Below are 26619 nucleotides of genomic sequence, written 5' to 3' on the forward strand. Positions count from 1 at the left end.
ACTGGACACCCTTTACATGCATCAGCAGACCATCCTCTTCGACCTCGACGGCACCCTCACCGATCCGCGCCTGGGCATCACCCGCTCGATCCAGTACGCGCTGAGCAAACTGGGCATCGACGAGCCAGACCTCGCGCGCCTGGAACACTTCATCGGCCCACCATTGCTGCAAGCGTTCATGCACAACTACGCCTTCGACGAGGCCACTGCCTGGCAGGCGGTGAATTTCTATCGCGAGCGTTTCCGCGTGACCGGGCTGTACGAGAACCAGGTCTACGAAGGCATCCCGCAGCTGCTCGGCGAGCTGGTGGGGCAGGGTCGCACCTTGTACGTCGCCACCTCCAAGCCGTGGGAATTCGCCCGCGAAATCGCTCGGCACTTCGCCTTCGACCAGCACTTCAAAGTGATCTACGGCAGCGAGCTGGACGGCACCCGCACCAACAAGGTCGAGCTGATTGGCCATCTCCTAGAGCAAGAGCGCCTCGATCCGGCGCAGACGCTGATGATCGGCGATCGCAAGCACGACCTCATGGGCGCGCACCGCAATGGCCTGCAAGCGGCTGCTGTGGGCTATGGCTTTGGCAGCGAAGAAGAGCTGCGCGCCGAGGCGCCGGCCTTCCACTTCAACAGCGTCGCCGCGCTGCACCAGGCGTTTCTCACTCGCTGAGCCGCGCGCCAGCGGCCAACTGCTGTAACTGCACGCTGCGCGCGGCGGCGGGCAGTTGGCCGAGGCGTTCGACGCGCTGGTGAAAGCGCGTCCAGTTGCCATCGACCTGCCTGAACAGCGCGGCGAAGGCCGGCACCCATTGGTCATACAGGCCAAACGGCAACAGCTTGGCGTTGTTCAAGGGGCCGTAGATGAAGGCGTCGTAACGACGGTCGCCGGCCCATTGCTGGTCGCGCACACGTTGGTAGCGCTGACGCAGGCGGGCGAACTCGGCCTGCTTGGCCAGGCGCTTGTCGGCGTCGCTGCGAGGGCTGGCATACAGCGCCTGCAAACGCTCACGGGCCTCGAGCACCAGGGCGATGAACTGATCGCGCTGCTGCGGTAATCGCTCGTCGGCCTGCGCCAGGCCCTGGGCGCGGCGCCAATCTCGGGTGCCCTGCTGCTCGACGAAGGTGGCGTACGACTCATTGAAAGCGGTGTCGTCCGCCACGTACACGCGCTGGTGCGACAGCTCATGGAAGATCAGCGTCGCCAGGCGCTCATCGCCCCAGGTGAGCATCGACGACAGGATCGGGTCATCGAACCAGCCCAGAGTCGAATAGGCCTCGACCCCGCCGACATAGACGTCCATGCCCTGCTCACGCAACAGCGCCGCCGCGCCACGTGCCGCACCCTGGCGGTAATAGCCGCGATAGGCCACACAGCCGGCGATGGGGAAGCAGTGGCTGAGCGGCTGCAGCGACAGTTCCGGGGTGGCGAACACGTTCCACACCACGAACGGCCGGCCGAGGTCGGCGTACACCCGATAGCTCTGGTTGTCTGGCAGTTGCAGGGTCTGGCTGGCGAAGCGGCGCGCCGCCTGGGCCTGCTGCAGTTGCTGGCGCAGAGTGGGCTCGGTATGCGGATCATCGATAAGCGCGCTCACCGGCTGACGTGCCCGTAGCAGTTGGTATTGGCCTTCTGCCAACTGGCCGTAGTAGCTCAGGCTGCTGCAACCGCTCAGCACAAGCGCGGCGAGCACGGGAACAAACCTGTTGAAAATGCAGTCCAGAGCCCGGCGGCCGGCGTGCTCGATCAGAGGAATGTGGAACATCGCAGGTGTCGATCTCGCTCAAGCGGCCAATGCCCACAAGACTATCTCGCCATAGGGAAGCTTTGCCATGCGTATGCTCGTCACATCCTGCGCGCTGCTGCTGATATCCGCCTGCTCGACGCTGCCCGATCCTGATCCCGAGCAGGCCTGGATCGACCTTGCCCCCCATGCCGATACCACGCTGGACGCGGTGCAGGTCGATGAACGCGACTGGCAGGACCCGCGCTATTTCGAGGTTGCGCCCGGCAAGCACGAGCTGACCGTGCGCTATCAGTTCGCCGTGCCGCCGAGCAACCTGGGCCCGGTGGAAGAACCTTTGCAGCGCGACTGCCAGCTCAATCTGTCGTTCAAGGATTTCAATGCCGGCGAGCGCTACCGGCTGATGGCCGGCAGTACCGGACTGCATCCGTGGGTCAAGTTGTATGACCAACGGCAGAAGCTGATCGGGGAAGGTTTACCGGCAGGCTGTCAGCGTACCTGACAGGGCAGATCGCGCTATGCTCAACGGCATGTCCCCCGACGGAGCTACGCCATGCGCCAGCCAATGATGCTGATCGCCCTCAGTGTGCTGGGGGGATGCGCAAGCCCGATGCCCCCGGTCGATCCGCAACAGGCCTGGGTCGACCTCTACACCATGACACCCGGGCGCATGCTCATGGCCGACCGGCTCGACGGTCAGCGACTCGATGATGGCCGCTATTTCCAGGTAACGCCGGGCAAGCACGAGTTGGTGGTGCGCTTCGATTACGAGGTGTATTCAGGCGGTCTGTCGATGAACCCCACCGAGCGCACCTGCTACCTGACCGTACGCTTCAACGACTTCGAGGCCGGCCAGCGCTACCGCCTGGAAGCGCGGGCGCCAGCAATGCAACCGCAGGTGTACTTGTACGGGGCAGGGCGCCAGGTGCTGGTGGACCGTCCGAGCGATATTTTCTGCATCCCCTGAGCCGGGCAAGGCCTGACGCTGGCGAGGCTTGCGGCGGTCAGTCGTCGTTTTTCTGGTAGATGATTTTCTTGGTCGAGTTTTCACAGCTGCCGACCACCATGTTGGGGTCGCTGACCTCGCTGTTGGGCACGATCTCGAGCGTATAGGAAGCCACACCCTTGGCCTGGATGTTGGCCTCGATCTCGGCCTTGAGCTCTTCACACGGCTTGGGTGCGGCCAGGGCGGCGGTGCCCACCAGTGAAGCCAGCACTGCTACGGCAAGACGAATCATGAAACGACTCCGGTAATGGCAGGCATCCTGCGATGCCTGCCAGAGTACAGGAAAGCGTTCCTGTTGCCGTACTCAGGACACCGTTCAGGACACCAGGGTGGCGTCGAGGGTGATGTCGGCGTTGAGCACTTTAGACACCGGGCAACCGGCCTTGGCCTTGTTGGCGATCTCCTGGAACTGCTCGTCGCTGGCGCCTGGCACCTTGGCCTTGAGGGTCAGGTGAATGGCGGTGATGGCAAAGCCGTCGCCCTGCTTGTCGAGGGTGACCTCAGCGGTGGTATCGATACGCTCGGGCACCAGCTTGGCCTCGCCAAGCATCAGTGACAACGCCATCGAGAAGCAGCCGGCATGGGCAGCGCCGATGAGCTCTTCCGGGTTGGTGCCCGGGGTGTTCTCGAAACGGGTATTGAAGCCATACGGGTTTTGCTTGAGCGCGCCGCTTTCAGTGGAGATGCGGCCTTTGCCGTCTTTGATCCCGCCTTCCCAAATCGCCGATGCTGTCTTTTTCATGATGCCTCCTGGACATTGGGTGAAGTACCTCAAGGTCAGAGGGCCGCCTTCCGCTGCAAGTTCAGCGCAATCCTGGCTCAAGCATTGAATCGACCGAATGTGCCCATACAGAGTCAGTATGGCTTCAGGCCAACCATTTCTTGCGGAGGCTCCAATGACGGCTTTGTCCGACCTCAACTATTCGGTGCTCGACCTGGTACCGGTGCGTGCCGACACAGGGCCTGCACAATCGCTGCACAATTCGCTGGACCTCGCGCGCCACGCCGAAGCGCTGGGCTACACGCGTTTCTGGGTGGCCGAGCACCACAACATGGACGGCATCGCCAGTTCGGCCACGGCGGTGCTGATCGGCTACCTCGCCGGTGGCACCTCGCGCATTCGCGTAGGCTCGGGCGGGGTGATGCTGCCCAACCACGCACCCTTGGTGATCGCCGAGCAGTTCGGCACTCTGGCCAGTCTGTACCCGGGGCGCATCGACCTGGGCCTGGGTCGGGCGCCTGGCTCCGACCAGATGACCGCCCGCGCCCTGCGCCGTGAGCGTTCCGGCAGTGCCGACGACTTCCCGGAGGATGTCGAAGAACTGTCGCGTTACCTCGGCCCGCGCACCGATGACCAACGGGTGATCGCCGTGCCCGGGCATGACACGGACGTGCCGCTGTGGCTGCTCGGTTCGAGCCTGTACAGCGCGCAACTGGCCGGCATGCGCGGGCTGCCCTACGCCTTCGCTTCGCATTTCGCTCCGCGCTACGTGCACGAGGCGATTCGCACCTACCGCAATCACTTCAAACCCTCGACGGTGCTCGACAAACCGTACGTGATGCTGGGCGTGCCCATGGTGGTGGCCGACACCGACGAGCACGCCGAATACCTGGCGACCTCGGTGTATCAACGGATTCTGGCGCTGATGCGCGGGCAGAGCCTGATGCAGCGTCCGCCGGTGGCGAGCATGGACGGGCTATGGCTGCCCCATGAACGCGAGGCGGTGAGCAGCTTCCTGGGCCTGGCGATGATCGGCAGCCCGCAGAAGGTCAAGGCGAAGGTGGAGGTATTGCTGGAGCAGACCGGCGCCGATGAGCTGATCTTCACCTGTGATCTGTACGAGCACGCCGACCGCCTGCGTTCGTACCAATTGCTGGCCGAGGCCTTGCAGGCAGGTTGAGCACATCCGGGGCATGGCGCGACGCCATGCCCCGGATGCTACCGATCAATCACGGCGGTAAACGATTTCCTTGGTCCCGCCTTCGCAACTGCCGACGGTCTTGCCGGCCGCAGTGCCCTTGTCGACCACTTCCAGGGTGTAGCTCTGCACCCCTTTGGCATCGAGCTTGGCAGCGATTTCGCTCTTCAGCTCTTCACACGGCTTGCCGGCTGCCAGAGCACCGGTGGCAAGCATCATCAGGCCTGAGGCCACTAGCCATCTCTTCATCGCTCGAATTCCTTGTACAGACGAAAAACAGATCAGACACCTCTAAGACGCCCCGCAGGCCAACGATGCAGGAGCGGGCGGTCCGCAGCTGCGGTTTATCCGCCATAGCCGGCGGGGTTTTACAGTTGGCAGCAGGGCGTCCCTGAAAAATAGTACGGCAGCCACGTGACCGCGAGCAGATCGGTATGAAATCAGCTATTGGCGATCTTGAAACCGACTTTCAGAGTGACCTGGAAGTGGCCGACCTTGTTGCCTTCGATATGTCCGCGGGTTTCGGTGACTTCGAACCATTCCATGTTCTTCAGGCTGCTGCTGGCTTCGTCCAGCGCATTGTTGATGGCGTCTTCGATGCTGGTGCGCGAGGAACCGACCAATTCGACCTTCTTGTAGGTGTGATGATCACTCATGAATGCTCTCCTTGGATGACAGTGCGATGAGCCTGACGGTGCAGGCCCGGTCTCTCTGCGAGCGGCGCGCGGGGGGAAAAGTTCGATTGCACTTTCTCACGGTGATGTAGTCGCATTTCTCACAGCCCATTTCATTGCTAAGGAGCATCAACATGGCCCGTAACTCACTGCGCAAGACGTCGCTGGAAAGCATGGAAGCCGAGATCGAAAGCCTGCTCAGCACCCTGGAAACGCTCAAGCACGACGCCACGGAAGAGTCGCACAAGACCATCAAGGCCATTCGCGGTAACGCCGAAAATGCGCTGCGCCACTCGCGCGGTGTGATTTCCGATGCCTACGAAGAAGTGAAGACCCGCACCAAGGAAACCGGTATCGCGACCCGCGACTACGCCCAAGAACACCCTTGGACCACCGCTGGCGTTGCCGTCGGTGCCCTGGGCCTGCTGGCTGCCTGGCTGCTCTGCCGTCGCAACTAATCGAGCTGGCGCTGCAGCTCGCGGCGCAGCCACTGCGCCAGTTGCTCTGCGCGCTCATCTGCGGCGCGCTTGGGCACCCACAGCGCCAAGGCTGCACGGGTGGGGGAAAACCCCCACGGTGCAGCCAGCCTGCCAGCCCTGAGGTCATCCGCCACCAGCGGCTCGGGTGCAATCGCTACCCCCAAACCTGCCACTGCCGCTTCGAGCAAGTAGTACAAATGCTCGAACGCCTGCCCCATCTGTAATCGATCGCTCGGCAAACCCTGCTCGTGGGCCCAATTCGGCCACGCCTGTGGGCGCGAGGTGGTGTGCAGCAAAGGCTCACCGAGCAAGGCTTCGGCCGGTGCCTGCTGCAAGGCGGCGAAGGCCGGCAGATGCGGGCTCAGTACCGGCCCGATGCGTTCCTCGGCCAGCACATGCACGTGCATGTCGGCCGGCCAGGGCGGTTCGGCATACACCAGCAACGCGTCCAGCCCGGGCCGACGCGGATCGAGGTCGCCTTCGCCAGCTGAAAGGTGCAGGCGCAGTTCCGGCAGCTCTGCTTCGAGCCGGCCAAGCCGGGGAATGAACCAGCGCGCCAACAAGCTTCCCGAGCAGCCCAGCACGAACGCGGCCTGACGCCCGTCATTGCCCAACTGCGCGCACACATTGCGCAGGCGATCGAACGCCTCGGCACTGGCATCGCGCAGACGAACACCGGCATCTGTGAGTTTGAGGCCGCGTCCTTCCTTGCTGAACAAGGTCACGCCCAGGTGCTGCTCGAGCACCTTGATCTGCCGGCTGACGGCGCCGTGGGTCACATGCAGCGCCTCGGCGGCTTGGCTGACGCTGTTCAGTCGGGCCGCGGCCTCGAAGGCGCGCAGGGCATTGAGGGGGGGAAGGTCGTCGCGCATGAACGTGTGAGTTTTCCTGACATATCGAGCCAATCTTATCGGTTTTCAGCCGGGCCGTGCATGGGTACAGTAAAGCCCATCACTCATTCATCACGCTCTGGAGCGCCCCATGTCGCAGACTCACTACCGCGCCGGCCCCGATGCCAACGGCCTGTTCGGCTCGTTCGGCGGCCGCTACGTGGCTGAAACCCTGATGCCGCTGGTGCTCGACCTGGCCCGCGAATACGAAGCGGCCAAGGCCGACCCGGCATTTCTCGAAGAACTGGCGTATTTCCAGCGTGATTACATCGGCCGCCCGAACCCGCTGTATTTCGCCGAACGCCTGACCGAGCACTGCGGCGGCGCGAAGATCTACTTCAAGCGTGAAGAGCTCAACCACACCGGCGCGCACAAGGTGAACAACTGCATCGGCCAGGTGCTGCTGGCCCGGCGCATGGGCAAGAAGCGTCTGATCGCCGAAACCGGCGCCGGCATGCACGGCGTGGCGACTGCCACCGTCGCTGCGCGCTTCGGCATTCCTTGCGTGATCTACATGGGCGCCACCGACATCGAGCGCCAGCAGGCCAACGTGTTCCGCATGAAGCTGCTGGGCGCCGAGATCGTTCCGGTCACCGCTGGCACCGGCACCCTCAAGGACGCCATGAACGAGGCGCTGCGCGACTGGGTCACCAACGTCGAAGACACCTTCTACCTGATCGGTACCGTGGCAGGTCCACACCCGTATCCGGCCATGGTGCGTGATTTCCAGTCGATCATCGGCAAGGAAACCCGCGCCCAGATGCAGGAAAAGGAAGGCCGCGTGCCAGACAGCCTGGTCGCCTGCGTGGGCGGTGGCTCCAACGCCATGGGCCTGTTCCATGAGTTTCTCGACGACGCCAACGTGGACATCATCGGCGTGGAAGCCGGCGGCCATGGCGTCGACACCGACAAACACGCCGCCAGCCTCAATGGTGGCGTGCCGGGCGTACTGCACGGCAACCGCACCTACCTGCTGCAGGACGACGACGGTCAGATCACCGATGCCCACTCGATCTCCGCTGGCCTGGACTACCCCGGCATCGGCCCGGAACACGCCTTTCTGCATGAAGTGAAGCGCGTCGAGTACGTCAGCATCACCGATGACCAGGCGCTGGACGCCTTCCACGCCACTTGCCGTCTCGAAGGCATCATTCCTGCGCTGGAAACCGCGCACGCCCTGGCCGAAGCCATTCGCCGCGCGCCGAGCCTGCCCAAGGATCACCTGATGGTGGTGTGCCTGTCGGGGCGCGGTGACAAAGACATGCAGACCGTGATGAACCACATGGCCGCCCAGGAGAAACAGGCATGAGCCGTCTTGAACAACGTTTTGCCGACCTCAAGGCCGAAGGCCGCGCTGCCCTGGTGACCTTCGTCACCGCCGGCGACCCGGGTTATGAAGCGTCTCTGGCGATTCTCAAAGGGCTGCCGGAGGCCGGCGCCGACGTCATCGAACTGGGCATGCCATTCACCGACCCGATGGCCGATGGCGTGGCGATTCAGCTGGCCACCTTGCGTGCTCTGGAGGCCGGCCAGAACCTGGCGAAAACCCTGCAGATGGTCCGCGAATTCCGCACCGGCAACCAGACCACGCCGATCGTGCTCATGGGCTATTACAACCCCATCCACCGCTTTGGGGTCGAGCGCTTCGTCGCCGACGCCAAGGACGCCGGGGTCGATGGTCTGATCATCGTCGACCTGCCACCCGAGCATGACGAAGAACTGGCAACCCCGGCCCAGGCCGCGGGTATCGACTTCATCCGCCTGACCACCCCGACCACCGACGACGCGCGTCTGCCACGGGTATTGCAGCGCAGCTCGGGGTTCGTCTACTACGTGTCGGTCGCCGGCGTCACCGGTGCCGGCTCGGCCACCAACGAGCACGTCGAACAGGCCATCGCCCGCCTGCGCCGGCACACCGAGCTGCCGATCAGCGTCGGCTTCGGCATCCGCACCCCCGAGCAAGCCGCCGCCATCGCGCGTCTGGCCGATGGGGTGGTTGTGGGTTCGGCGCTAGTCGACAAGATCGCCCAGGCCAAGGACGCCGGCCAGGCAGTGGATGACGTGCTGAGCCTGTGTTCGGCACTGGCCAAGGGCGTGCGCAACGCACGCGGCTGAGACCGATCGCCGGCTTTCGCAGATTCAGCCGCCAAATATCGACAACTGCAACGGCCTCACCGCGCCCATCCAGATCGCATGGTCGCGGTGATCGGCCAGCTCATCCCCGGTCAGCGGGTGCAGGAAGATCACCAGCCCTTGGCGGTTCAGCGCCAGCCACGGCAGCACCTCGCCAATCACTTGCGGGCCGAAGGCCAACTGACAGCTCCAGTCCGGGTGCGGGCCTACCGCGCGCTGGTGCATCCGGCCCATGCTGATCGGGAACAGCCGAGCGGCTTGTTCACACAGTTCGCGGGCCTGGGCCAGGGTTGCGGCGTCGAAATACACATGGGCGTGGTAGCCCTGAATCTGTTGCACGGTCACTCCACGGTTCGATGATGAAACGCGAGTATCACTGAAGCGAGCGCTCGTGCTCCAGCCAGTCGACAAAACGCTCGATCAACGCGCCCCTGCGCTTGCGTGCCGGCAAGACCACGTAATAGCCCCGGGACGAGCGCAGGCTGGCGGGCAGTGGGCGACACAGCAGCCCCTGCTCGACCAACCCATCGACCAGATGCCGCCAGCCGATCGCCAGGCCCTGGCCGGCGATGGCGGCCTGAATCACCAGGGTGTAGTTGTCGAAACGCAGTTGCCCCGCTGGCGGCGGCGTGCTCAGGCCATAGCCGCGGAACACACCCGCCCAATCGAACCAGCCGCTGGCCTGCTCACCGCGCAAATGCAGCAATGGCAGGAGCTGCAAGGGCGCGGCTGAGGCGGGCAGGGCGTCGATCAGGCGCGGACTGCACACCGGGTAGACCTCCTCATCGAACAGCCAACGGCTTTCGCCATGCTGGAAGCGGCCATCGCCGAACAGAATCGCCACATCGATATCGGGCCGCAGCATGGCCTGGCTGCGCTCGCCGGTCACCAGGCTGACATCGACCTGTGGATAAGCAGCGTGAAAGCGCTGCAACCGCGGCATCAGCCAGAACGCCGCAAAAGCGAAATCGGTGGCTACCTGCAGCACTTCGCGCTGGTTGTGTGCGCGGGCCTGGGAAACCCCTTCGTCCATGGCCTGCATGCCGGCATGGATACGCTCGAACAGCAGTTGCCCGGCTTCGGTGAGGTCGATACCTCGATAGACCCGGTCGAACAGGCGTGTACCCAGCTCGTTTTCCAGGCGCTTGATCTGCTGGCTGACGGCCGGCTGGGTGGTGCCCAGCGCCAGGGCTGCGGCGGTAAAACTGCGCAGGCGTGCAGCGCTCTCGAAGACGCGCAAAGTGTCGAGCGAAAGACCATCGAGGTGTTCAAACATAAGCCTGGCTAATCCCAGTCATTGCCCGGCATGGGCTTTACCCCAGTTATCCACAGCTCCATTCTGATCGGCAAGCATTCCCCATAAATCCTGACGATGGAAGGCCGCCGTGAAACGACCGAATATCCTGTTCATCATGGCCGATCAGATGGCCGCGCCGCTGTTGCCGATCTATGCCGACTCGCCGATCAAAATGCCGCACCTGGCGAAACTGGCCGAACAGGCGGTGGTGTTCGACTCGGCCTACTGCAACAGCCCGCTGTGCGCGCCCTCGCGTTTCACCTTGGTCAGCGGCCAACTGCCAAGCCGCATCGGCGCCTACGACAACGCCGCCGATTTCCCCGCTGACGTACCGACCTATGCCCATTACCTGCGCCGCTTGGGCTATCACACCGCGCTGTCGGGCAAGATGCACTTCTGCGGGCCCGACCAGTTGCACGGTTATGAACAGCGCCTGACCAGTGATATCTACCCGGCCGACTATGGCTGGGCGGTGAACTGGGACGCACCGGACGAACGCCCGAGCTGGTACCACAACATGGCCTCGGTGCTGCAAGCCGGCCCGTGCGTGCGCACCAATCAGCTGGATTTCGACGAAGAGGTGGTGTTCAAGGCCCGTCAGTACCTGTACGACCACGTGCGGGAAAACCCAGACCGGCCGTTCTGCCTGACCGTATCGATGACTCACCCCCACGACCCTTACACCATCCCGCGGCACTACTGGGATCTGTACGAGGGTGTGGATATCCCCATGCCCTTGTATCCACTGGAGCAGGATCAACAGGACCCCCACGCCCAGCGCCTGCTCAAGGTCTACGACCTGTGGAACAAACCGCTGCCTGTGGACAAGATCCGCGATGCCCGGCGTGCTTATTTCGGCGCTTGCAGCTACATCGACGACAACATCGGCAAGCTGGTGCGAACGCTGGAGGAATGCGGCCTGGCCGACGACACGCTGATCGTGTTCTCGGGCGATCACGGCGACATGCTCGGCGAACGCGGGCTCTGGTACAAAATGCACTGGTTCGAGATGTCGGCACGGGTGCCGCTGCTGGTGCACGCGCCTCAACGCTTCCCGGCAAGCCGAGTAGCGGCTTCGGTATCGACCTGCGACCTGTTGCCGACCCTGGTGGAACTGGCCGGCGGTCAAGTGCAGAGCAACCTGCACCTGGACGGCCGCTCGCTGCTGGGGCATCTGCAAGGGCAGGGCGGGCACGATGAAGTGATCGGTGAATACATGGCCGAAGGCACGGTCGGGCCGCTGCTGATGATCCGCCGCGGCGCCTACAAGTTCGTGTACAGCGAAGACGACCCTTGTCTACTCTATGACCTGAGCCGCGACCCGCACGAGCGGGAGAACCTCACCGGCAGCCCTGATCATCAGGCGCTGCTGCAGGCATTCGTCGATCAAGCACGGCAACGCTGGGACGTCCCGGCGCTGCGCCAGCAAGTGCTCGCCAGCCAACGCCGGCGGCGCCTAGTGGCGCAAGCCCTGGCTATCGGCACACTGACCAGCTGGGACCACCAACCCTTTGTGGACGCCAGCCAGCAGTACATGCGCAACCACATCGATCTCGACGACCTCGAGCGCAAGGCACGTTATCCACAGCCCGCCCCGATGGCTCCGTCTGAAAAGCCTTGAGACGAAGGTCAGGCAAGGCGAAAACGGCCGAGGAAGCGGAGTGTACTCGAGTACATGAGCATTCCGACCGGGCTGGCGATCCAGGCCGTTTTCAACGCAGCATGAACGAGTATCAAGGGTTTTCAGACAGAGCCTTGGATTGAACAGAGAGACCGCCCATGACCAAGTTCTCCCCTCGCGTGATCACATTGGCCCTGAGCCTGGGCGCCGTTGCCGCCCACGCCGCGGACGACGCCTCGTGCAGTACCGTAAAACTCGCCGACCCCGGCTGGAGCGACATCGCCTCGACCAACGCCGTCGCCCGCCTGCTGCTCGAAGGCCTGGGCTATGACGTGAAGATCGACAGCCTGGCCGTACCGATCATCTATGGCGGCCTCAAGGACGGCAAAGTCGATGCCTTCCTGGGCAACTGGATGCCAGCGCAACAGGGCTTCCACGACAAGTTCGTCGCCACCGGCGATGTGCAGCGCCTGTCGCGCAACCTGGAGGGCACCCAGTTCACCCTGGCGGTGCCTGACTATGTGTGGGATGCCGGCGTGAAAGACTTCGCCGACCTGCAAAAGCACGCCAAGCAGTTCGGCCAGAAGTTGTACGGGATTGGCTCGGGTGCGCCGGCCAACCTGTCGCTCAAGGAAATCATCGATGCCGATAAATTCGGCCTGGGCAAATGGAAACTGGTCGAATCCAGCGAGCAGGCCATGCTCACCCAAGTCGACCGCGCCGTGAAGAATCAGCAGTACATCGCCTTCCTCGGCTGGACCCCACACCCGATGAACGTGAAGCTGAAGATGAAGTACCTGACCGGTGGCGAGCAGTGGTTCGGCGACAAAGGCGAGGTCAACACCCTGGTGCGCAAGGGTTATCCACAGGCGTGCCCGAACGCTGCGAAGCTGCTGGGCAACCTGAACTTCACCCTCGACATGGAAAACAGCATCATGGCCGAGGTTGTGGATAAAAAGCTCAGCTTCGATGCGGCAGCCAAAGCCTGGGTCAAGGCTCATCCCCAGGCACTGGACGCCTGGTTGACCGGGGTCACCAGCAAAAGCGGTGACGATGGCCTGAAGGCGGTCAAGGCAGCACTCTGAAACCCGACCCTGCCGGGCCGAGCGCGCCCGGCTTGCGTCGCTCGTTGCAGGCGTTCACCCTCGACGCCACTGCCCAATGGACCGCGCCTGATGCCCCGCCTTAGTTCGCTGCTGCCGTTTCTCGTCTGGCTACCCCGACAATCGGGCCGCAGCCTGCTGCAAGACCTGCTGGTGGGCCTGAGCGGCGCCATCCTTGCCTTGCCGCAGTCCATCGCCTACGCCCTGATCGCCGGCCTGCCGGCGGAATACGGCCTGTACGCAGCCATCGTCCCGGTGCTGATCGCCTCGCTGTTCGGCTCGTCATGGCACCTGATCTGCGGGCCGACGGCGGCGATTTCCGTGGTGCTGTATGCCAGCGTGAGCCCCCTTGCGGTAAGCGGCAGCGATGATTACGTCACGCTGATTCTGCTGCTGACCTTCCTTGCCGGCATTTTCCAGTGGCTGCTGGGCATGCTGCGTTTCGGCGCGGTGGTCAATTTCGTCTCCCATTCGGTGGTGCTGGGCTTCACCCTGGGCGCTGCGGTGGTCATCGCCCTGGGGCAACTGCCCAATTTGCTTGGACTCGACCTGCGCAGTCAGGCCACCGCGCTGAAAACCCTGGAAAGCCTGCTCAGCCATGTCGGTGAGGTCGATGTGCCCTCGCTGATGCTGGGCGTGGCGACCTTGCTGCTGGGGCTGGTACTCAAGCTGCTGCGCCCGCGCTGGCCGGGCCTGTTGATCAGCCTGTTCAGCGTCAGCCTGCTGGCCTGGGCGCTGCCGTCGTGGTTCGCCGAGGTGCCGAGAGTGCCGGCCTTCATCGGGCATCTGCCGCCGCTGAGCCCGCTGCCGTTGCTCGACGTGGAATCGATTTTGCGCCTGCTGCCCAGTGCCGTGGCGCTGGGCATGCTGGGCCTGGTGACCAGTCTGTCGATTGCCCGCTCGCTGTCGGCGCGCTCCGAGCAACTGATCGACGCCGACCAGGAAATTCGCGCCCAGGGCGCGTCGAACATGATCGGTGCGTGGTTCTCGGGGTCGCTGTCATCCGGCTCGTTCACCCGTTCGGGACTCAACCTCGAAGCCGGTGCCCGTTCGCCCATGGCCGGGGTGTTTTCCGCGCTGTGGGTGGCGCTGTTTGCCCTGACCGGTGCGGGGCTGATCGCACATTTGCCGATTCCGGCGATGGCCGGCGGCATTTTGCTGATCAGTTGGGGGTTGATCGACCACCGCGCCATCGGCGCGCTGTTCAGGGTCAGCCGCTCGGAGTTTCTGGTAATGCTGCTGACCGCTGCGGCCACCTTGCTGCTGGAATTGCAGACCGCCATCTACGCCGGGGTGCTGGCGTCTCTGTTCTTCTACCTCAAGCGCACCTCGCGGCCACGTGTGCAACAGCTGCGCGAAGGTGAGGCCGACGTGTTGCGGGTAGGCGGGTCGATCTTCTTCGGCGCGGCGCATTACCTACAGGCGCGCCTGCAGCGTTGCCAGGGGCCACAGGTGGTGATCGACGCCCGGCAGATCAACTTCATCGACTACTCCGGCGTCGACATGCTGCACCGCGAGGCCCGTCGACTGCTGCGCACAGGCGGCAGCCTGACATTGCGCCGGGCACCGCCACAGGTCATCGAAGAGCTGCACAAGCTCGAAGGCGCTGAGGCCTGCCCGATCCTGTTCGAGGATTGAGCAGGGTTCAGCTGGCGGCCAGTTGCCGACGCAGTTCCGCCAGCACCGGTGCGCTCTGCGGCCTGACGCCGCGCCAGCCATGGAACGCTTCGGCCGCCTGCTCGACCAGCATGCCCAGGCCATCGAGCACCTGCGCCGCGCCCAGCTCGCTGGCCCAGCGGCAGAAGGGCGTGGGCTCCTTGCCGTACATCATGTCGTAGCACACCGTGCGCCCTGGCTCGACCAGGCTGCCTGCGATCGGCGGCAGTTCCCCGGCAAGGCTTGCAGAGGTGGCGTTGATGATCAGATCCACCGGTTCCTGCAACCAGGCGAATCCACTGGCGGCCACCGGCCCCAGTTCGGCGAATTCCTGGGCCAGTCGTTCGGCCTTCTCCACGGTGCGGTTGGCTATCACCAGCGACTGCGGACGCAACGCCAGAATCGGCTCCAGCACTCCGCGTACGGCGCCACCGGCACCGAGGATGAGAATGCGCTTGCCGCCCAGCGCCAGCCCGGCGTTGACGGTCAGGTCACGCACCAGCCCGGCGCCGTCGGTGTTGTCGCCCTGCAAGGTGTCGTCAGCCAGTTTGCTCAGGGTGTTCACCGCGCCGGCGCGGCGTGCGCGGGCGGTAAGGCTGTCGCACAACTGCAAGGCCTGCTCCTTGAACGGCACGGTGACGTTGGCACCCCGCCCAACCTTGAAGAAGCCCAGCGCGCAGTTGCTGAAGTCGTCCAGCGGCGCCAGCAGCGTGCTGTAGGCCATGTCCTGACCCGTCTGCTGGGCGAACAGGCCCTGGATCAGCGGCGACTTGCTGTGGCCGATGGGGTTGCCGAATACGACGTACTGGTCCATTGCGCGATTCCTCGGGTTATCCATGGGTCTGCTGGCCGAGCCAGTCACGGTCTTGCAGGAAATACTCGGTCAGGCGCGCTTCCTCGCTGCCAGGTGCCGGTTTCCAATCGTAGCCCCAGCGCACCTGTGGCGGCAGCGACATCAGAATCGACTCGGTGCGCCCGCCCGACTGCAGGCCGAAGAGGGTGCCACGGTCGTACACCAGGTTGAATTCAACGTAGCGGCCGCGGCGAAACTCCTGGAATTGGCGCTGCTCGGCCGTGTAGCTGGCGTGCTTGCGGCGCTGGACGATGGGCAGGTACGCATCGATGTAGGCGTCACCGATGGCGCGGATGAAGGCGAAGCAGGTATCGAAGTCCCAGTCGTTGAGGTCATCGAAAAACAACCCGCCGATACCGCGCGGCTCACCGCGGTGCTTGAGGTGGAAGTAGCGGTCGCACCAGGCCTTGTAGCGCGGGTAGACATCGGCGCCAAACGGCGCGCACGCCTGTTCGGCCACACGGTGCCAGTGGATGCAGTCTTCCTCGACGCCGTAGTAGGGGGTCAGGTCGAAGCCGCCGCCGAACCACCAGACCGCTTCCTCGCCCTCTTTTTCAGCGCTGAAGAAACGCACATTGGCGTGGGAAGTTGGCACGTGCGGGTTGTGCGGGTGGATCACCAGCGACACGCCCAGGGCCTCGAAACCGCGTCCGGCCAGCTCCGGGCGATGGGCGCTGGCCGAAGGCGGCAGGCCACTGCCGAACACATGGGAAAAATTCACCCCGCCTTTTTCGATCACTTGGCCGTCGCCAATCACCCGCGTCCGTCCGCCACCGCCGGCGTCGCGGACCCAGGCGTCTTCGACGAAGCGGGCGCTGCCGTCTTCACCTTCGAGGGCGGCGCAGATGCGGTCTTGCAGATCGAGCAGGTAGGCTTTGACGGCCTCGGTGCGGCTGGACATTGGGTCACCTGATGGGGCGGGAAGAATTTCGCCGCGCAGCATACCATCGGACCCCGGCGCGCCGCAGTTGACGGCGGTCATGCAAAGGCGTCCGATAGAGGGCCTGCTTCCCCCCCCTTTGCCAGGAGTGCAAGATGGCCCAGCGTATCCAGTTCAGCCAGCATGGCGGCCCCGAGGTTCTGCAACTGGTCGAGTTCGACCCGGCCCCACCCGCCGCGCAGCAGGTGCGTGTGCGCAACCACGCCATCGGCGTGAACTTCATCGACACCTATTTCCGCAGCGGCCTGTACGCGCCACCGTCACTGCCTTCGGGTGTGGGTACCGAAGGTGCCGGGGTGGTCGAAGCGGTGGGTGAGGGCGTCAGCCGGCTCAAGGTCGGCGACCGCGTGGCCTACGCCACCGGCCCGCTGGGCGCCTACGCCGATGTGCACACGCTGCCTGAAGCCAATCTGGTCAAGCTGCCTGACAGCATCAGCTTCGAACAGGCCGCTGCGGTGATGCTCAAGGGCCTGACCGTGCAGTACCTGCTCAAGCAGACCTACGCCGTGCAACCCGGTGACGTGATTCTGTTCCACGCTGCCGCCGGTGGCGTCGGTTCGCTGGCCTGCCAGTGGGCCTCGGCGCTGGGCGCCAAGGTCATCGGCACGGTCAGCTCGGCCGAGAAAGCCGAGCGGGCCAAGTCGCTGGGCGCCTGGGCGACCATCGACTACAGCCATGAAAACGTCGTCGAGCGGGTGCTGGAACTGACCGACGGCAAGAAGGTGCCGGTAGTCTATGACGGCGTCGGTGCCGACACCTGGCTGACCTCGCTGGACTGCCTACAACCACGTGGCCTGATGGTCAGCTTCGGCAATGCCTCGGGTGCGGTGAGTGGCGTCAACCTTGGCATCCTGTCGCAGAAGGGCTCGCTGTACGTTACACGCCCGACCCTGGCGACCCACGCCAACAACGCGCAGAACACCCAGGCCATGGCCGACGACCTGTTCGCCGTGATCGCCAGCGGCAAGGTCAAGGTGGATATCCAGCAGCGCTACCCGCTGATCGAGGCGGCCAAGGCCCAGACCGAGTTGTCTGGGCGAAGGACAGTGGGATCTACGGTACTTATCCCCTGAAGGTAAATGCCCCGTAATCTCCATCAGCATCTGTTCGGTGATGGCAGGTCTAGGCCGGTGAAGGATTGCCTCTTGATGGCATCGATTCGATGCCATCGAGTAGCGCATCAATTACACCCTCTGCCATTTCAATCGCATGCAGATGCGACCAAAACAGGCCTCGGCCCTCTTCACGTAGGTAGTCCAGCGCTTTGTAACCGGTTTCATAAGCACCGCGCAGGTAAAGGGCTACGTGGACCAATGCGTCTTCGGCGGAGATGTTGGGGTTTACTGTAAAGAGAGGGTCGTGACCAGCATCGCAGCGGCCAAATGCGCGGGTGGAGGTGCAAGGGAGGGGTTGACTGGGTACGATTCTTTTCATGGAGGCACTCTCGTCTTGACGCCGCACCTACTCGTTACCACACGATTAGGTGGCAGCTGCACGCAGGGTGGTAAACCGGTGAGAGTTCCCATAATCCGGCAGGCACAAGGCCTCCCGCGTACAGCCGCCATTGACTGCCAGGAACTCTCTGGTTCGGGCTACCACACCCGATCGCCGAGTTATTCGGCGACGGCTGAAGCCTATGGGCAAGGATTCCCTGTGAGAAGGTCATGGCAGTAGACGCGGCTCGTAGGATATTTCCCACTACTCCAGCCGGCCACCCAATTGGGGAAATCAAAGAAAATTCTGACGTCAGCATCCGAAGATTCAACGGGCACAATTGCGAAGCGAGTCAAGCAAAGGGTTCATGAATCCACTCTTTGCGCTGCACCGAATATCAGCGAAGCCGTCACCCGCTTGACCCCTCGGATTCGAAAGCGTAGCCTGATCCCCAAGGTTGTACTGGCGCGCCGGGCGAGTTTCAAGTTATCCGGGCGAGTGCTTCCTTAAGCTCTTAGGGCCGCGCAAGCGGCCTTTATTTTTTTGGCTTGTTTCTGTCCCCTTTGGGCACGACGGAATAGAGTTCCGCCTTAGGTTTCCGCTGCGTCAGCTCGAAAATCGCCTCGTCAAGCACTTCATTCCCGTACCCATCGTCCCGACGCACCGTGCTTTGTAGCGCTGTCATTTTGGGTGAGCTTTTGCAGATCGAAGTGACTGCCAAGGCCGAACCCTTTAGTTTCAAGACGAATCCAGAGCTGCTCTGCTGTCAGCTCGGCCATACCCGTTCTTTTGGCGACATTCTGCTTATCAGATAACGCCTTCTCTTTATTGCGTCTAGTTGCGGAGTTCCCGGATTTAGCTCTGGTTTGGCCAGAGGCAGCGCTCTTCGCCTTTGCTCTGTTTGAAACAGCGGTGTTCGGCTGTGTAACGGCCATTTCGCGGGTGCCTTGGATAGTGGAGGGGGATATTCTGCAACGAGCGACGCAGCCCCACAACCCTAAATGGTGCGCGATTTAACGACAATAAAAATTAAAAACTTGTAAATTCAGAATATTACAATTCTTGAAATTACGAAATTTCTGACGATGAAGTACCTAAGTTCACACATCTTTAAATAATTATATTTTTCGAAAATCTACTTGCTGGTTTCAGTACTCTGTCGTTTGTGGGTACTCGGCTGTGCCTCCATGTCCTCTGTGTGCTCTTTGAGATTGCTAGGCTCTGTCTGAAAGCCCTGATACTTGCTGATCCTGCGTTGAAAATAGCTGGGGGCGCCTAGCTGGGGGCGCCATTGGCCTTGTCTCGCGGCGTCTCAGGACTTTTCATACAGAGCCTAAGACGCCATTGCACCGGGATGAGTGCACAATTTCAATTGCTCGGCAGCAGTTCGCAGCATAGAAAAATGGAACACGGGCCCAAAACCAATCAAGAGTCGCTTGGCGTTGACTCGCCTGATGAGCGTTTGGAATTACCAGCTTTGTCGTTAACCGGGACGTACGATTTGCCCTGTCGCCAAGTCACGAATCACACTGGGGTTCTTGCGCCCGCCCAGTGCCCCGCCCAGCACATGATCCAGCTCACCGTGGAAATATTGCTCGACCCGCAGCCGTGTCTTGGCGGCGGGTCGGCCGGCAGGATTGGCGGAGGTGGAAATCAAAGGGCCTACCAGCGCGCACAGCTCGCGCACCTGCGGATGATCGCTGACGCGCAGGGCGACGCTGTCGTGCTCGCCGGTGATCCACTCGGGCAACAGATCCTGATGCGGTACCAGCCAGGTATTGGGCCCCGGCCAGGTTGCGCTCATGCGGTCGATCCAGTCCTCGGGGAAATCCTCGAAGAGGAAGTCGAATTGCCGGATGTTGTCGGCGATCAGGATCAGGCCTTTGTCCACAGGCCGTGATTTGAGCGCCAGCAGACGGTACACCGCCTCTTCGTTCCACGGATCGCAGCCCAGGCCCCAGACCGCTTCCGTCGGGTAGGCGATGACTGCACCTGCCCGGATCTCACGTGCGGCCTGTTGCACACGAAAACTGCTCACCATGTTCGTTTCTCCACCTGGAAATCTTGCGTGCGAGCAGTGTACTTAGGCCGACCTTGCAAACCAACGTCCGGCTGCGCAGGTAACTCTGCCTTCGAGCTCAAGTTCGGTCAGCGCCGCCAGTACATCGCTCAGCGCCAGACCGCTGCTCAAGGCCAGGCCTTCACTGGTGTGCGGCGCGGCGTGCAGCAGGGCCAGCAGGGGATGCTCGTTGGGCGCGGTGGTGGTCGGTGCCGGGCTGACGTTCTGCCAACCGCGCAGACTGTCGAGAATCTGCTCGACGTTTTCCACCAGCAAGGCGCCATCGCGGATCAGCTGATGACAACCCTTGGACCCCGGATGGTGGATCGAGCCGGGGATGGCATACACCTCGCGGCCCTGCTCGGCGGCCAGGCGTGCGGTGATCAGCGATCCGCTGGCAAGGCCTGCCTCGACCACCAGCACGCCCAGCGACAGCCCGCTGATGATGCGATTACGCCGCGGGAAATTGCCGGGCAGCGGTTCGGCGTCGAGCGGATAGTCCGACACCAGCGCAGACCCACGTTCGGATATCTCGCGCGCCAGGTCGCGATGGCGCTGTGGATAAAGTTTTTGCAGGCCACTGCCCAGTACCGCGATGGTCTGCCCGCCAGCGTCCAGCGCAGCGCGGTGCACGGCGCCGTCTATGCCTAGCGCCAGGCCACTGGTTATGACGAATCCCGCCTTGGCCAGACACCGCGAAAACGCCTTTGCGTTGTCTAGCGCCGGAGGGCTGGCGCGCCGGCTGCCGATCACTGCCAGTTGCGCACGTTCGAGCAATCGCGGATCACCTGCGACGAACAACAGCGGCGGCGCATCATCGATTTCCTTGAGCAAGGCAGGGTAGAGGGGGTCGTCCCACATCAGTAAATGCTGGCCGGGACGCTCTAGCCAGGCCATTGCAGCGCTCGCGCCTTCGCGCACCTGAGCACTGCGCCGCGCCTCGCTGCAACTGGCCGGCAGCCCCAGTGCGCGCCAGGCACCGGCAGGGGCGGCGAAGGCCGAGCAGGCATCGCCGAAGGCGGAGATCAGCGTGAAATAGCGCCGTGGGCCTATTTCGGGGACGCCGTGCAGACGCAGTCGCGCCTCCAGTTCGGCAGGTGGGCAGAGGTGACAAAAAGGTAAAGGCATGGCCGATCATCCTTGCTCAAAGCAGGCCATGCATCCTGCACAACCTGTGGATAACTCTGTTGATAATGCTTTGACAAGCTGTCTACGAGTAAGCCCGAAAAGCGACCTGTGACACCCTAGCCGACCTTTGCCAGGTGCCGAATGCGCGGATTACCTTTATTATGTGTGCTCAGTTTTCAACCAAATGCACAGTGACTGCCTGACCTTATGGCCATTCTGAACATCCTCGAATTCCCGGACCCGCGCCTGCGCACCGTCGCCAAACCGGTGACGACGTTCGACGACGCCCTGCGCCAGCTGATCGACGACATGTTTGAAACCATGTACGAAGCGCCCGGCATCGGCCTGGCGGCGACCCAAGTCAACGTGCATGAGCAAGTCGTGGTCATGGACCTCAGCGAAGACCGCAGCGAGCCGCGGGTCTTCATCAACCCATCGGTCGAGGAACTGACCGACGACATGGGCCAGTACCAGGAAGGTTGCCTGTCGGTGCCGGGCTTCTACGAGAACGTCGACCGTCCGTTGCGCGTGCGCATCAAGGCCCAGGACCGCGACGGCAAGCCGTTCGAGCTGGAATGCGAGGGCCTGCTGGCGGTGTGCGTGCAGCACGAGTTCGATCACCTCAACGGCAAGCTGTTCGTCGATTACCTGTCCCAGCTCAAGCGTGACCGCATCAAGAAGAAGCTGGAAAAACAGCACCGCCAGCAAGCCTGATCCCCACCTTCCAGAAGGCTTGCCGCGGCAAGCCTTCTTCTTTTTCCAAGCGAGAACGTCATGCGCATTGTCTTCGCAGGCACCCCCGAGTTTGCCGCCGAACACCTCAAGGCCCTGCTCGACAGCCCCTACCAGGTGGTGGCCGTCTACACCCAGCCCGACCGTCCTGCCGGTCGTGGGCAAAAGCTCATGCCCAGCCCGGTCAAGCAACTGGCCAGCGCCCATGACATTCCGGTGCTGCAACCGCCGACCTTGCGCAATGCCGAGGCCCAGGCCGAACTCGCCGCGTTACAGCCCGACCTGATGGTGGTGGTCGCCTACGGGCTGATTCTGCCGCAGGCGGTGCTCGACATCCCGCGCCTGGGCTGCATCAACAGCCATGCCTCGCTGCTGCCGCGCTGGCGCGGCGCCGCGCCGATCCAACGGGCTGTACAGGCTGGCGATGCCGAAAGCGGGGTAACCGTGATGCGCATGGAGGCGGGCCTGGACACCGGGCCGATGCTGCTCAAGGTCTGCACGCCGATCAGCGCGGAAGACACCGGCGGCAGCCTGCACGACCGCCTGGCGGCCATGGGCCCGGACGCCGTGATCCAGGCCATTGCCGGCCTGGCCGATGGCAGCCTGCACGGCGAGGTACAGGACGATGCCCTGGCCACCTACGCGCACAAGCTCAACAAGGATGAAGCGCGCCTCGACTGGAGCCGCCCGGCCTTGGAACTGGAGCGTCTGGTGCGCGCCTTCAACCCTTGGCCGGTGTGCCACAGCACGCTGGATGGTGACACCGTCAAGGTGCTTGCGGCGACGTTGGCCGAGGGCAAGGGTGAGCCAGGCGAAGTCCTCGCCGCGAGCAAGGATGGCCTACTGGTGGCCTGTGGCGAGCAGGCCCTGCGCCTGACCCGTCTGCAACTGCCGGGCGGCAAGGCGCTGGCTTTCAGCGATCTGTTCAACAGCCGCCGTGAGCACTTCGCTGCCGGCAAGGTGCTGGGCCAATGAATCCACGTCTGGCTGCCGCCCGCGCGCTTGCCGCCGTGCTCAGCGGCAAGGCCTCGCTCAACAGCGCACTGCCGGCGCAACTGGACAAGGTCGAGGAACGCGACCGCGGCCTGACCCAAGACCTCGCCTTCGGCACCGCACGCTGGCAGCCGCGCCTGGAACTGCTCGCCGCGCAGCTGCTGCAAAAGCCGTTCAAGGCCGCCGATGCCGATGTGCAAGCGCTGCTGCTGGTCGGCCTGTACCAGCTGTTCTACACGCGCATCCCGGCCCACGCCGCCCTGGGCGAAACCGTGGGTTGTGCCGACAAGCTGAAAAAGCCCTGGGCCAAAAGCCTGCTCAACGCCGTGCTGCGCCGCGCCCAGCGCGAAGGTGAAGCGCTGCTGGCCAACATGCAGCGCGATCCGGTGGTGCGTACCGCCCACCCGCGCTGGCTGCAAAAGCAGCTCAAGGCCTTCTGGCCCGAGCAGTGGGAGGCCATCTGCGCTGCCAACAACGCCCATCCGCCGATGATTCTGCGGGTCAACCGCCGCCACCATTCTCGCGACGCCTACCTGGCCTTGCTGGACCAGGCTGGCATCGGCGCCAGCGCCTGTCGCTACAGCCGCGACGGCATCGTGCTCGATACGCCGTGCGATGTGCGTGGCCTGCCGGGCTTCGCCGAGGGCTGGATCAGCGTGCAGGATGAAGCCGCACAGCTGTCGGCCGACCTGCTCGAACTGGCCCCCGGCCAGCGCGTGCTCGACGCCTGCTGCGCGCCGGGTGGCAAGACCTGCCATCTGCTCGAAGCCGAGCCGGGCCTTGCCCAGATGGTCGCCATCGACCTGGAAGCCAAGCGCCTGACCCGCGTCCGGGAAAACCTCGCGCGTCTGCAGCTCGATGCACAACTGATCGCCTGCGACGCCCGCGACACCGCAAGCTGGTGGGATGGCACGCCGTTCCAGCGCATCCTGCTCGACGCACCGTGCTCGGCGACTGGGGTGATCCGTCGTCACCCAGACATCAAGCTGACCCGCCAGGCCGATGACATTCCTGCCCTGGCCAGCCTGCAAGGTGAGCTGCTCGACGCCCTGTGGCCTACCCTCGAGGTAGGCGGCATGCTGCTCTACGCCACCTGCTCCAGCCTGCCCACCGAGAACACCGAGGTCATCGCCGCGTTCCTTTCGCGCACCCCCGGCGCCCGAGAGCTGGACCTGGCCACCGAGGCCGGCCTGCGCCAGCCCCACGGCCGCCAGTTGCTGGCCCAGGAAGGCGGGCACGATGGCTTCTACTACGCCAAGCTGATCAAGATCGCCGCCTCGCGCGGATAACCAGAAAAGGTACGACTAGCCGATGAAGATCATCATTCTCGGCGCCGGCCAGGTAGGCGGCACACTCGCAGAGAACCTCGCCAGCGAGGCCAACGACATCACCGTGGTGGACACCGACGGCGAACGCCTGCGCGACCTCGGCGACCGCCTCGACATCCGCACCGTGCAAGGCCGCGGCTCGCTACCCACGGTGCTGCGTCAGGCCGGTGCCGATGACGCCGACATGCTGGTGGCGGTAACCAACAGTGACGAGACCAATATGGTCGCCTGCCAGGTCGCCTACACCCTGTTCCACACCCCGACCAAGATCGCCCGTGTGCGCGAATCGTCGTACCTGAGCCGCGCCGAGCTGTTCGACAACGAAGCCATTCCAGTGGATGTGCTGATCAGCCCCGAGCAAGTGGTGACCAACTACATCAAGCGTCTGATCGAACAGCCCGGCGCCCTGCAGGTGATCGACTTCGCCGGCGGCAAAGCGCAGCTGGTGGCGGTCAAGGCGTACTACGGGGGTCCGTTGGTCGGCCAGCAGCTGCGCCAGATTCGTGCGCACATGCCCAACGTCGACACCCGGGTGGCGGCGATCTTCCGTCGCGATCGCTCGATCACGCCCCAGGGCGATACGGTGATCGAGGCCGACGACGAAGTGTTCTTCATCGCGGCCAAGCGCGACATCCGCGCGGTAATGGGCGAGCTGCGCAATATCGACGAAAGCAACAAGCGGGTGGTGATCGCCGGTGGTGGGCAGATTGGCGAGCGCCTGGCCGAGGCCATCGAAAGCCGCTACCAGGTGAAGATCATCGAAGTCAGCCCGGCGCGCTGCCGGCACCTGTCCGACACCTTGGAAAGCACCGTGGTGCTGCAAGGCAGCGCTTCGGATCGCGACCTGATGCTGGAAGAGAACATCGCCGAAGCGGATATCTTCCTGGCGCTGACCAACGACGATGAGGCCAACATCATGTCGTCGCTGCTGGCCAAGCGCCTGGGTGCGCGCAAGGTGATGACGCTGATCAACAACCCGGCCTACGTCGACCTGGTGCAAGGCGGCGACATCGACATCGCCATCAGCCCGCAGCTGGCCACCATCGGCACCTTGCTGGCGCATGTGCGGCGTGGCGATATCGTCAGCGTGCACTCACTGCGCCGCGGCGCGGCCGAGGCCATCGAGGCTGTGGCCCATGGCGATGCCAAGTCGAGCAAAGTGGTGGGCAAGGCCATCGCGCAGATCTCGCTGCCACCTGGCACCACCATCGGCGCCATCATCCGTGCCGAGCAGGTACTGATCGCCCACGACGTGACGGTGATCGAAAGTGGCGACCACGTGATTCTGTTCGTTGTGGATAAAAAGCACATTCGCGACGTGGAGAAACTGTTCCACGTCGGCCTGAGTTTCTTCTAGGGAGAACAGCCATGCGCGAGTCGTTGGAAAAAATGCTGGCCAAGGGTGTGGATAACCCGCTGCTGCGCTTCGGCCTGGGCAAGGCCTGGCTCGACGAAGGACACGGCGCCGAGGCCGCGGTGCACCTGGCGCGCTGCGTCGAGCAGGACCCGAAGTATTCGGCCGCCTGGAAGCTGCTGGGCAAGGCTCACCAGCTGGCAGGCGACCCGACCGCCGCACGTAGCGCCTGGCAGCAAGGCATCACTGCCGCCCAGGCCCACGGCGACAAACAGGCCGAGAAAGAGATGACTGTCTTCCTAAAGAAACTCAAACCCCTGTAGGGGCGAGCGCTCCGGCGGTCAGGCGGTCCGGCGCTCCCGCGCTCATACATCAATCAGTACCAGCGGTCTTCACCGGCCGGACGTTTCTTGAAGCGCTTCATGCTCCACATGTACTGGCTCGGATAGGCCCGCACATAACGCTCGACCACCTTGCTCATGGCCGCCGCCGATTCGGTCACATCAAGGCTGTACATCGCTTCCGGCGCCGCCTCGATGATGGCGCGAAAACCCGAGCCGTCGGGCAGCCGCACGGCATGCAGGAACACCCCGACCGCCTTGCCGCCGGCGAGCATGTTCGGCACGAACTTGCTGGTCAGCGCCTGGGTACCGAGGAAGGGCACGAACACCCCGGCCGATTCCGCCGGCTCAGGGTCGGCCGGAATCCCCACCTGACCACCCCGGCGCACTTCCTTGATGATGCTGAGAATGCCTTCCTTGGTCGACGGCGCCACACGGTTGCCCATCTGCACCCGTTGCTCGCGCAGCAGGTCGTCCACCGCTTTGAGCTTGGGCGGGCGATAGAAGATGATCGGCTTGCACTGGTTGCAATAGAAGTGATTGAGCACTTCCCAGTTGCCCAGATGGCTGGTGATACCGACCACGCCTTTGCCCGAGGCCAACGCCTCCTGCAACACCTCAAGGCCTTCGACCTCCTTGACCAGATCGATCGAGCGCTGCGGCGGCCAGATCCACGCACAGGCGCTTTCCACGAACGACTTGGCGATGTCCTGCAGGGCACGTCCCACCAGTTGCTCGCGCTCGGCGGGGTTCATCTCCGGAAAGCACTTGGCCAAGTTGATTCGCACCACCTTGCGCGAACCATTGGGCAACTTCCACATCAGCCAACCGATGCCGGCGCCGACACGCTGCACCGCACACCACGGAAGCTTGGCGAACAGGCGCAGCGCCCCGACCATCAGGGCGCCTTTGAATTTTTCCACAGGTGCATTCCTTCTAG

General features: G+C 63.5%; 31 protein-coding genes. 16 read left to right on the forward strand and 15 right to left on the reverse strand.

The genetic code is table 11. The annotated features are described in order from the left end of the window. The first annotated feature begins 16 nt into the window (after positions 1-16). Positions 17-667 carry an HAD family hydrolase gene (locus H618_RS0114900; RefSeq protein ID WP_028695824.1) on the forward strand — a complete coding sequence of 217 codons (651 nt, stop codon included), beginning with the start codon at positions 17-19 and terminating at the stop codon, positions 665-667. On the opposite strand, the gene H618_RS0114905 is transcribed toward H618_RS0114900, so the two are convergent. Continuing rightward, the gene (locus H618_RS0114905; protein ID WP_028695825.1) at positions 657-1742 is read right to left on the reverse strand and encodes an aminopeptidase; all 1086 of its coding nucleotides are present in this window, start codon (positions 1740-1742) and stop codon (positions 657-659) included. The genes H618_RS0114900 and H618_RS0114905 overlap by 11 nt on opposite strands. A gap of 85 nt (positions 1743-1827) precedes the next feature. Here H618_RS0114905 and H618_RS0114910 point away from each other — a divergent pair, with 85 nt between their 5' ends. Both H618_RS0114910 and H618_RS0114915 read left to right on the forward strand, forming a co-directional pair. After that, the gene (locus tag H618_RS0114910; RefSeq protein ID WP_028695826.1) at positions 1828-2241 is read left to right on the forward strand and encodes a PA0061/PA0062 family lipoprotein; all 414 of its coding nucleotides are present in this window, start codon (positions 1828-1830) and stop codon (positions 2239-2241) included. A 51-nt stretch (positions 2242-2292) separates the two neighbouring features. After that, positions 2293-2706 carry a PA0061/PA0062 family lipoprotein gene (locus tag H618_RS0114915; RefSeq protein WP_028695827.1) on the forward strand — a complete coding sequence of 138 codons (414 nt, stop codon included), beginning with the start codon at positions 2293-2295 and terminating at the stop codon, positions 2704-2706. Between the two features lie 37 nt (positions 2707-2743). On the opposite strand, the gene H618_RS0114920 is transcribed toward H618_RS0114915, so the two are convergent. Together H618_RS0114920 and H618_RS0114925 are read right to left on the reverse strand one after the other, a co-directional pair. Then, positions 2744-2977, reverse strand: coding sequence for a DUF1161 domain-containing protein (locus H618_RS0114920; protein ID WP_028695828.1), 234 nt, complete (start codon positions 2975-2977; stop codon positions 2744-2746). 84 nt (positions 2978-3061) lie between these two features. Next, positions 3062-3487 carry an OsmC family protein gene (locus H618_RS0114925; protein ID WP_028695829.1) on the reverse strand — a complete coding sequence of 142 codons (426 nt, stop codon included), beginning with the start codon at positions 3485-3487 and terminating at the stop codon, positions 3062-3064. A 154-nt stretch (positions 3488-3641) separates the two neighbouring features. On the opposite strand from H618_RS0114925, the gene H618_RS0114930 reads away from it, so the two are divergent. Next, on the forward strand, positions 3642-4646 hold the full coding sequence (locus tag H618_RS0114930) for an LLM class flavin-dependent oxidoreductase (protein WP_028695830.1): 1005 nt from the start codon (positions 3642-3644) through the stop codon (positions 4644-4646). Between the two features lie 45 nt (positions 4647-4691). Here the strand turns inward: H618_RS0114930 and H618_RS0114935 are convergent, their stop codons facing one another. Further along, positions 4692-4913: a DUF1161 domain-containing protein gene (locus tag H618_RS0114935; RefSeq protein ID WP_028695831.1), complete on the reverse strand. Its 222-nt coding sequence runs from the start codon at positions 4911-4913 to the stop codon at positions 4692-4694. Positions 4914-5104: 191 nt separating this feature from the next. Then, on the reverse strand, positions 5105-5320 hold the full coding sequence (locus H618_RS0114940) for a dodecin (RefSeq protein WP_028695832.1): 216 nt from the start codon (positions 5318-5320) through the stop codon (positions 5105-5107). Positions 5321-5472: 152 nt separating this feature from the next. Between H618_RS0114940 and H618_RS0114945 the strand changes: the two genes are divergently transcribed. After that, positions 5473-5796: an ElaB/YgaM/YqjD family protein gene (locus H618_RS0114945; RefSeq protein ID WP_028695833.1), complete on the forward strand. Its 324-nt coding sequence runs from the start codon at positions 5473-5475 to the stop codon at positions 5794-5796. Here H618_RS0114945 and H618_RS0114950 read toward each other — a convergent pair. Beyond that, positions 5793-6689 carry a LysR family transcriptional regulator gene (locus tag H618_RS0114950; protein WP_028695834.1) on the reverse strand — a complete coding sequence of 299 codons (897 nt, stop codon included), beginning with the start codon at positions 6687-6689 and terminating at the stop codon, positions 5793-5795. The genes H618_RS0114945 and H618_RS0114950 overlap by 4 nt on opposite strands. A gap of 109 nt (positions 6690-6798) precedes the next feature. Here H618_RS0114950 and trpB point away from each other — a divergent pair, with 109 nt between their 5' ends. Both trpB and trpA read left to right on the forward strand, forming a co-directional pair. After that, a complete protein-coding gene (gene trpB / locus H618_RS0114955) occupies positions 6799-8016 on the forward strand; it encodes a tryptophan synthase subunit beta (protein ID WP_028695835.1) in 1218 nt (405 codons plus the stop codon). Continuing rightward, the gene (gene trpA, locus H618_RS0114960) at positions 8013-8822 is read left to right on the forward strand and encodes a tryptophan synthase subunit alpha (RefSeq protein ID WP_028695836.1); all 810 of its coding nucleotides are present in this window, start codon (positions 8013-8015) and stop codon (positions 8820-8822) included. The genes trpB and trpA overlap by 4 nt, the downstream gene beginning before the upstream one ends. Before the next feature lie 24 nt (positions 8823-8846). Here trpA and H618_RS0114965 read toward each other — a convergent pair whose 3' ends face one another. Together H618_RS0114965 and H618_RS0114970 are read right to left on the reverse strand one after the other, a co-directional pair. After that, a complete protein-coding gene (locus H618_RS0114965) occupies positions 8847-9179 on the reverse strand; it encodes a DOPA 4,5-dioxygenase family protein (RefSeq protein ID WP_028695837.1) in 333 nt (110 codons plus the stop codon). Between the two features lie 34 nt (positions 9180-9213). Then, positions 9214-10116 (reverse strand): choline sulfate utilization transcriptional regulator, encoded by a 903-nt coding sequence (locus tag H618_RS0114970; protein WP_028695838.1) that lies wholly within the window; start codon positions 10114-10116, stop codon positions 9214-9216. 109 nt (positions 10117-10225) lie between these two features. On the opposite strand from H618_RS0114970, the gene betC reads away from it, so the two are divergent. The 3 genes from betC to H618_RS0114985 all read left to right on the forward strand — a co-directional run bounded on the left by betC (position 10226) and on the right by H618_RS0114985 (position 14499). After that, a complete protein-coding gene (gene betC, locus H618_RS0114975) occupies positions 10226-11758 on the forward strand; it encodes a choline-sulfatase (RefSeq protein ID WP_028695839.1) in 1533 nt (510 codons plus the stop codon). Positions 11759-11916: 158 nt separating this feature from the next. After that, on the forward strand, positions 11917-12843 hold the full coding sequence (gene choX / locus H618_RS0114980) for a choline ABC transporter substrate-binding protein (protein ID WP_028695840.1): 927 nt from the start codon (positions 11917-11919) through the stop codon (positions 12841-12843). Positions 12844-12933: 90 nt separating this feature from the next. Further along, positions 12934-14499 carry a SulP family inorganic anion transporter gene (locus H618_RS0114985; RefSeq protein ID WP_028695841.1) on the forward strand — a complete coding sequence of 522 codons (1566 nt, stop codon included), beginning with the start codon at positions 12934-12936 and terminating at the stop codon, positions 14497-14499. A 7-nt stretch (positions 14500-14506) separates the two neighbouring features. Here H618_RS0114985 and aroE read toward each other — a convergent pair whose 3' ends face one another. After that, complete coding sequence (aroE, locus tag H618_RS0114990) at positions 14507-15331, reverse strand: shikimate dehydrogenase (protein WP_028695842.1); 825 nt, start codon at positions 15329-15331, stop codon at positions 14507-14509. A 16-nt stretch (positions 15332-15347) separates the two neighbouring features. Then, positions 15348-16271 (reverse strand): oxygen-dependent coproporphyrinogen oxidase, encoded by a 924-nt coding sequence (gene hemF, locus H618_RS0114995; RefSeq protein ID WP_028695843.1) that lies wholly within the window; start codon positions 16269-16271, stop codon positions 15348-15350. 134 nt (positions 16272-16405) lie between these two features. Here hemF and H618_RS0115000 point away from each other — a divergent pair, with 134 nt between their 5' ends. After that, positions 16406-17383 carry an NADPH:quinone reductase gene (locus H618_RS0115000; RefSeq protein WP_028695844.1) on the forward strand — a complete coding sequence of 326 codons (978 nt, stop codon included), beginning with the start codon at positions 16406-16408 and terminating at the stop codon, positions 17381-17383. A gap of 49 nt (positions 17384-17432) precedes the next feature. Here H618_RS0115000 and H618_RS22535 read toward each other — a convergent pair whose 3' ends face one another. The 4 genes from H618_RS22535 to dprA all read right to left on the reverse strand — a co-directional run bounded on the left by H618_RS22535 (position 17433) and on the right by dprA (position 20931). After that, entirely contained in the window at positions 17433-17744 is a 312-nt protein-coding gene (locus H618_RS22535) for a hypothetical protein (RefSeq protein WP_081673782.1), read from the reverse strand. A gap of 635 nt (positions 17745-18379) precedes the next feature. Then, positions 18380-18679 (reverse strand): hypothetical protein, encoded by a 300-nt coding sequence (locus H618_RS22795; protein ID WP_154660671.1) that lies wholly within the window; start codon positions 18677-18679, stop codon positions 18380-18382. 548 nt (positions 18680-19227) lie between these two features. Beyond that, entirely contained in the window at positions 19228-19785 is a 558-nt protein-coding gene (gene tsaC / locus H618_RS0115005; RefSeq protein WP_028695845.1) for an L-threonylcarbamoyladenylate synthase type 1 TsaC, read from the reverse strand. A gap of 42 nt (positions 19786-19827) precedes the next feature. After that, positions 19828-20931 carry a DNA-processing protein DprA gene (dprA, locus tag H618_RS0115010; RefSeq protein WP_028695846.1) on the reverse strand — a complete coding sequence of 368 codons (1104 nt, stop codon included), beginning with the start codon at positions 20929-20931 and terminating at the stop codon, positions 19828-19830. Positions 20932-21138: 207 nt separating this feature from the next. Between dprA and def the strand changes: the two genes are divergently transcribed. Genes def through H618_RS0115035 form a run of 5 tightly spaced genes read left to right on the forward strand, consistent with a single transcriptional unit; the run spans position 21139 to position 25661 of the window. Continuing rightward, positions 21139-21645, forward strand: a complete 507-nt coding sequence (def, locus tag H618_RS0115015; RefSeq protein ID WP_028695847.1) for a peptide deformylase — start codon at positions 21139-21141, stop codon at positions 21643-21645. A 60-nt stretch (positions 21646-21705) separates the two neighbouring features. Further along, positions 21706-22638, forward strand: coding sequence for a methionyl-tRNA formyltransferase (gene fmt, locus H618_RS0115020; RefSeq protein WP_028695848.1), 933 nt, complete (start codon positions 21706-21708; stop codon positions 22636-22638). Continuing rightward, positions 22635-23945, forward strand: coding sequence for a 16S rRNA (cytosine(967)-C(5))-methyltransferase RsmB (gene rsmB, locus H618_RS0115025; RefSeq protein WP_028695849.1), 1311 nt, complete (start codon positions 22635-22637; stop codon positions 23943-23945). The genes fmt and rsmB overlap by 4 nt, the downstream gene beginning before the upstream one ends. A 22-nt stretch (positions 23946-23967) precedes the next feature. Then, entirely contained in the window at positions 23968-25341 is a 1374-nt protein-coding gene (gene trkA / locus H618_RS0115030) for a Trk system potassium transporter TrkA (RefSeq protein ID WP_028695850.1), read from the forward strand. 11 nt (positions 25342-25352) lie between these two features. Then, positions 25353-25661: a tetratricopeptide repeat protein gene (locus H618_RS0115035; RefSeq protein WP_028695851.1), complete on the forward strand. Its 309-nt coding sequence runs from the start codon at positions 25353-25355 to the stop codon at positions 25659-25661. A 53-nt stretch (positions 25662-25714) separates the two neighbouring features. On the opposite strand, the gene H618_RS0115040 is transcribed toward H618_RS0115035, so the two are convergent. Next, positions 25715-26602, reverse strand: a complete 888-nt coding sequence (locus H618_RS0115040; RefSeq protein ID WP_028695852.1) for a lysophospholipid acyltransferase — start codon at positions 26600-26602, stop codon at positions 25715-25717. Positions 26603-26619: the final 17 nt, after the last annotated feature.

It is taken from the genome of Pseudomonas cremoricolorata DSM 17059 = NBRC 16634 (genome assembly GCF_000425745.1).
Taxonomy (GTDB): Bacteria; Pseudomonadota; Gammaproteobacteria; order Pseudomonadales; family Pseudomonadaceae; genus Aquipseudomonas; species Aquipseudomonas cremoricolorata.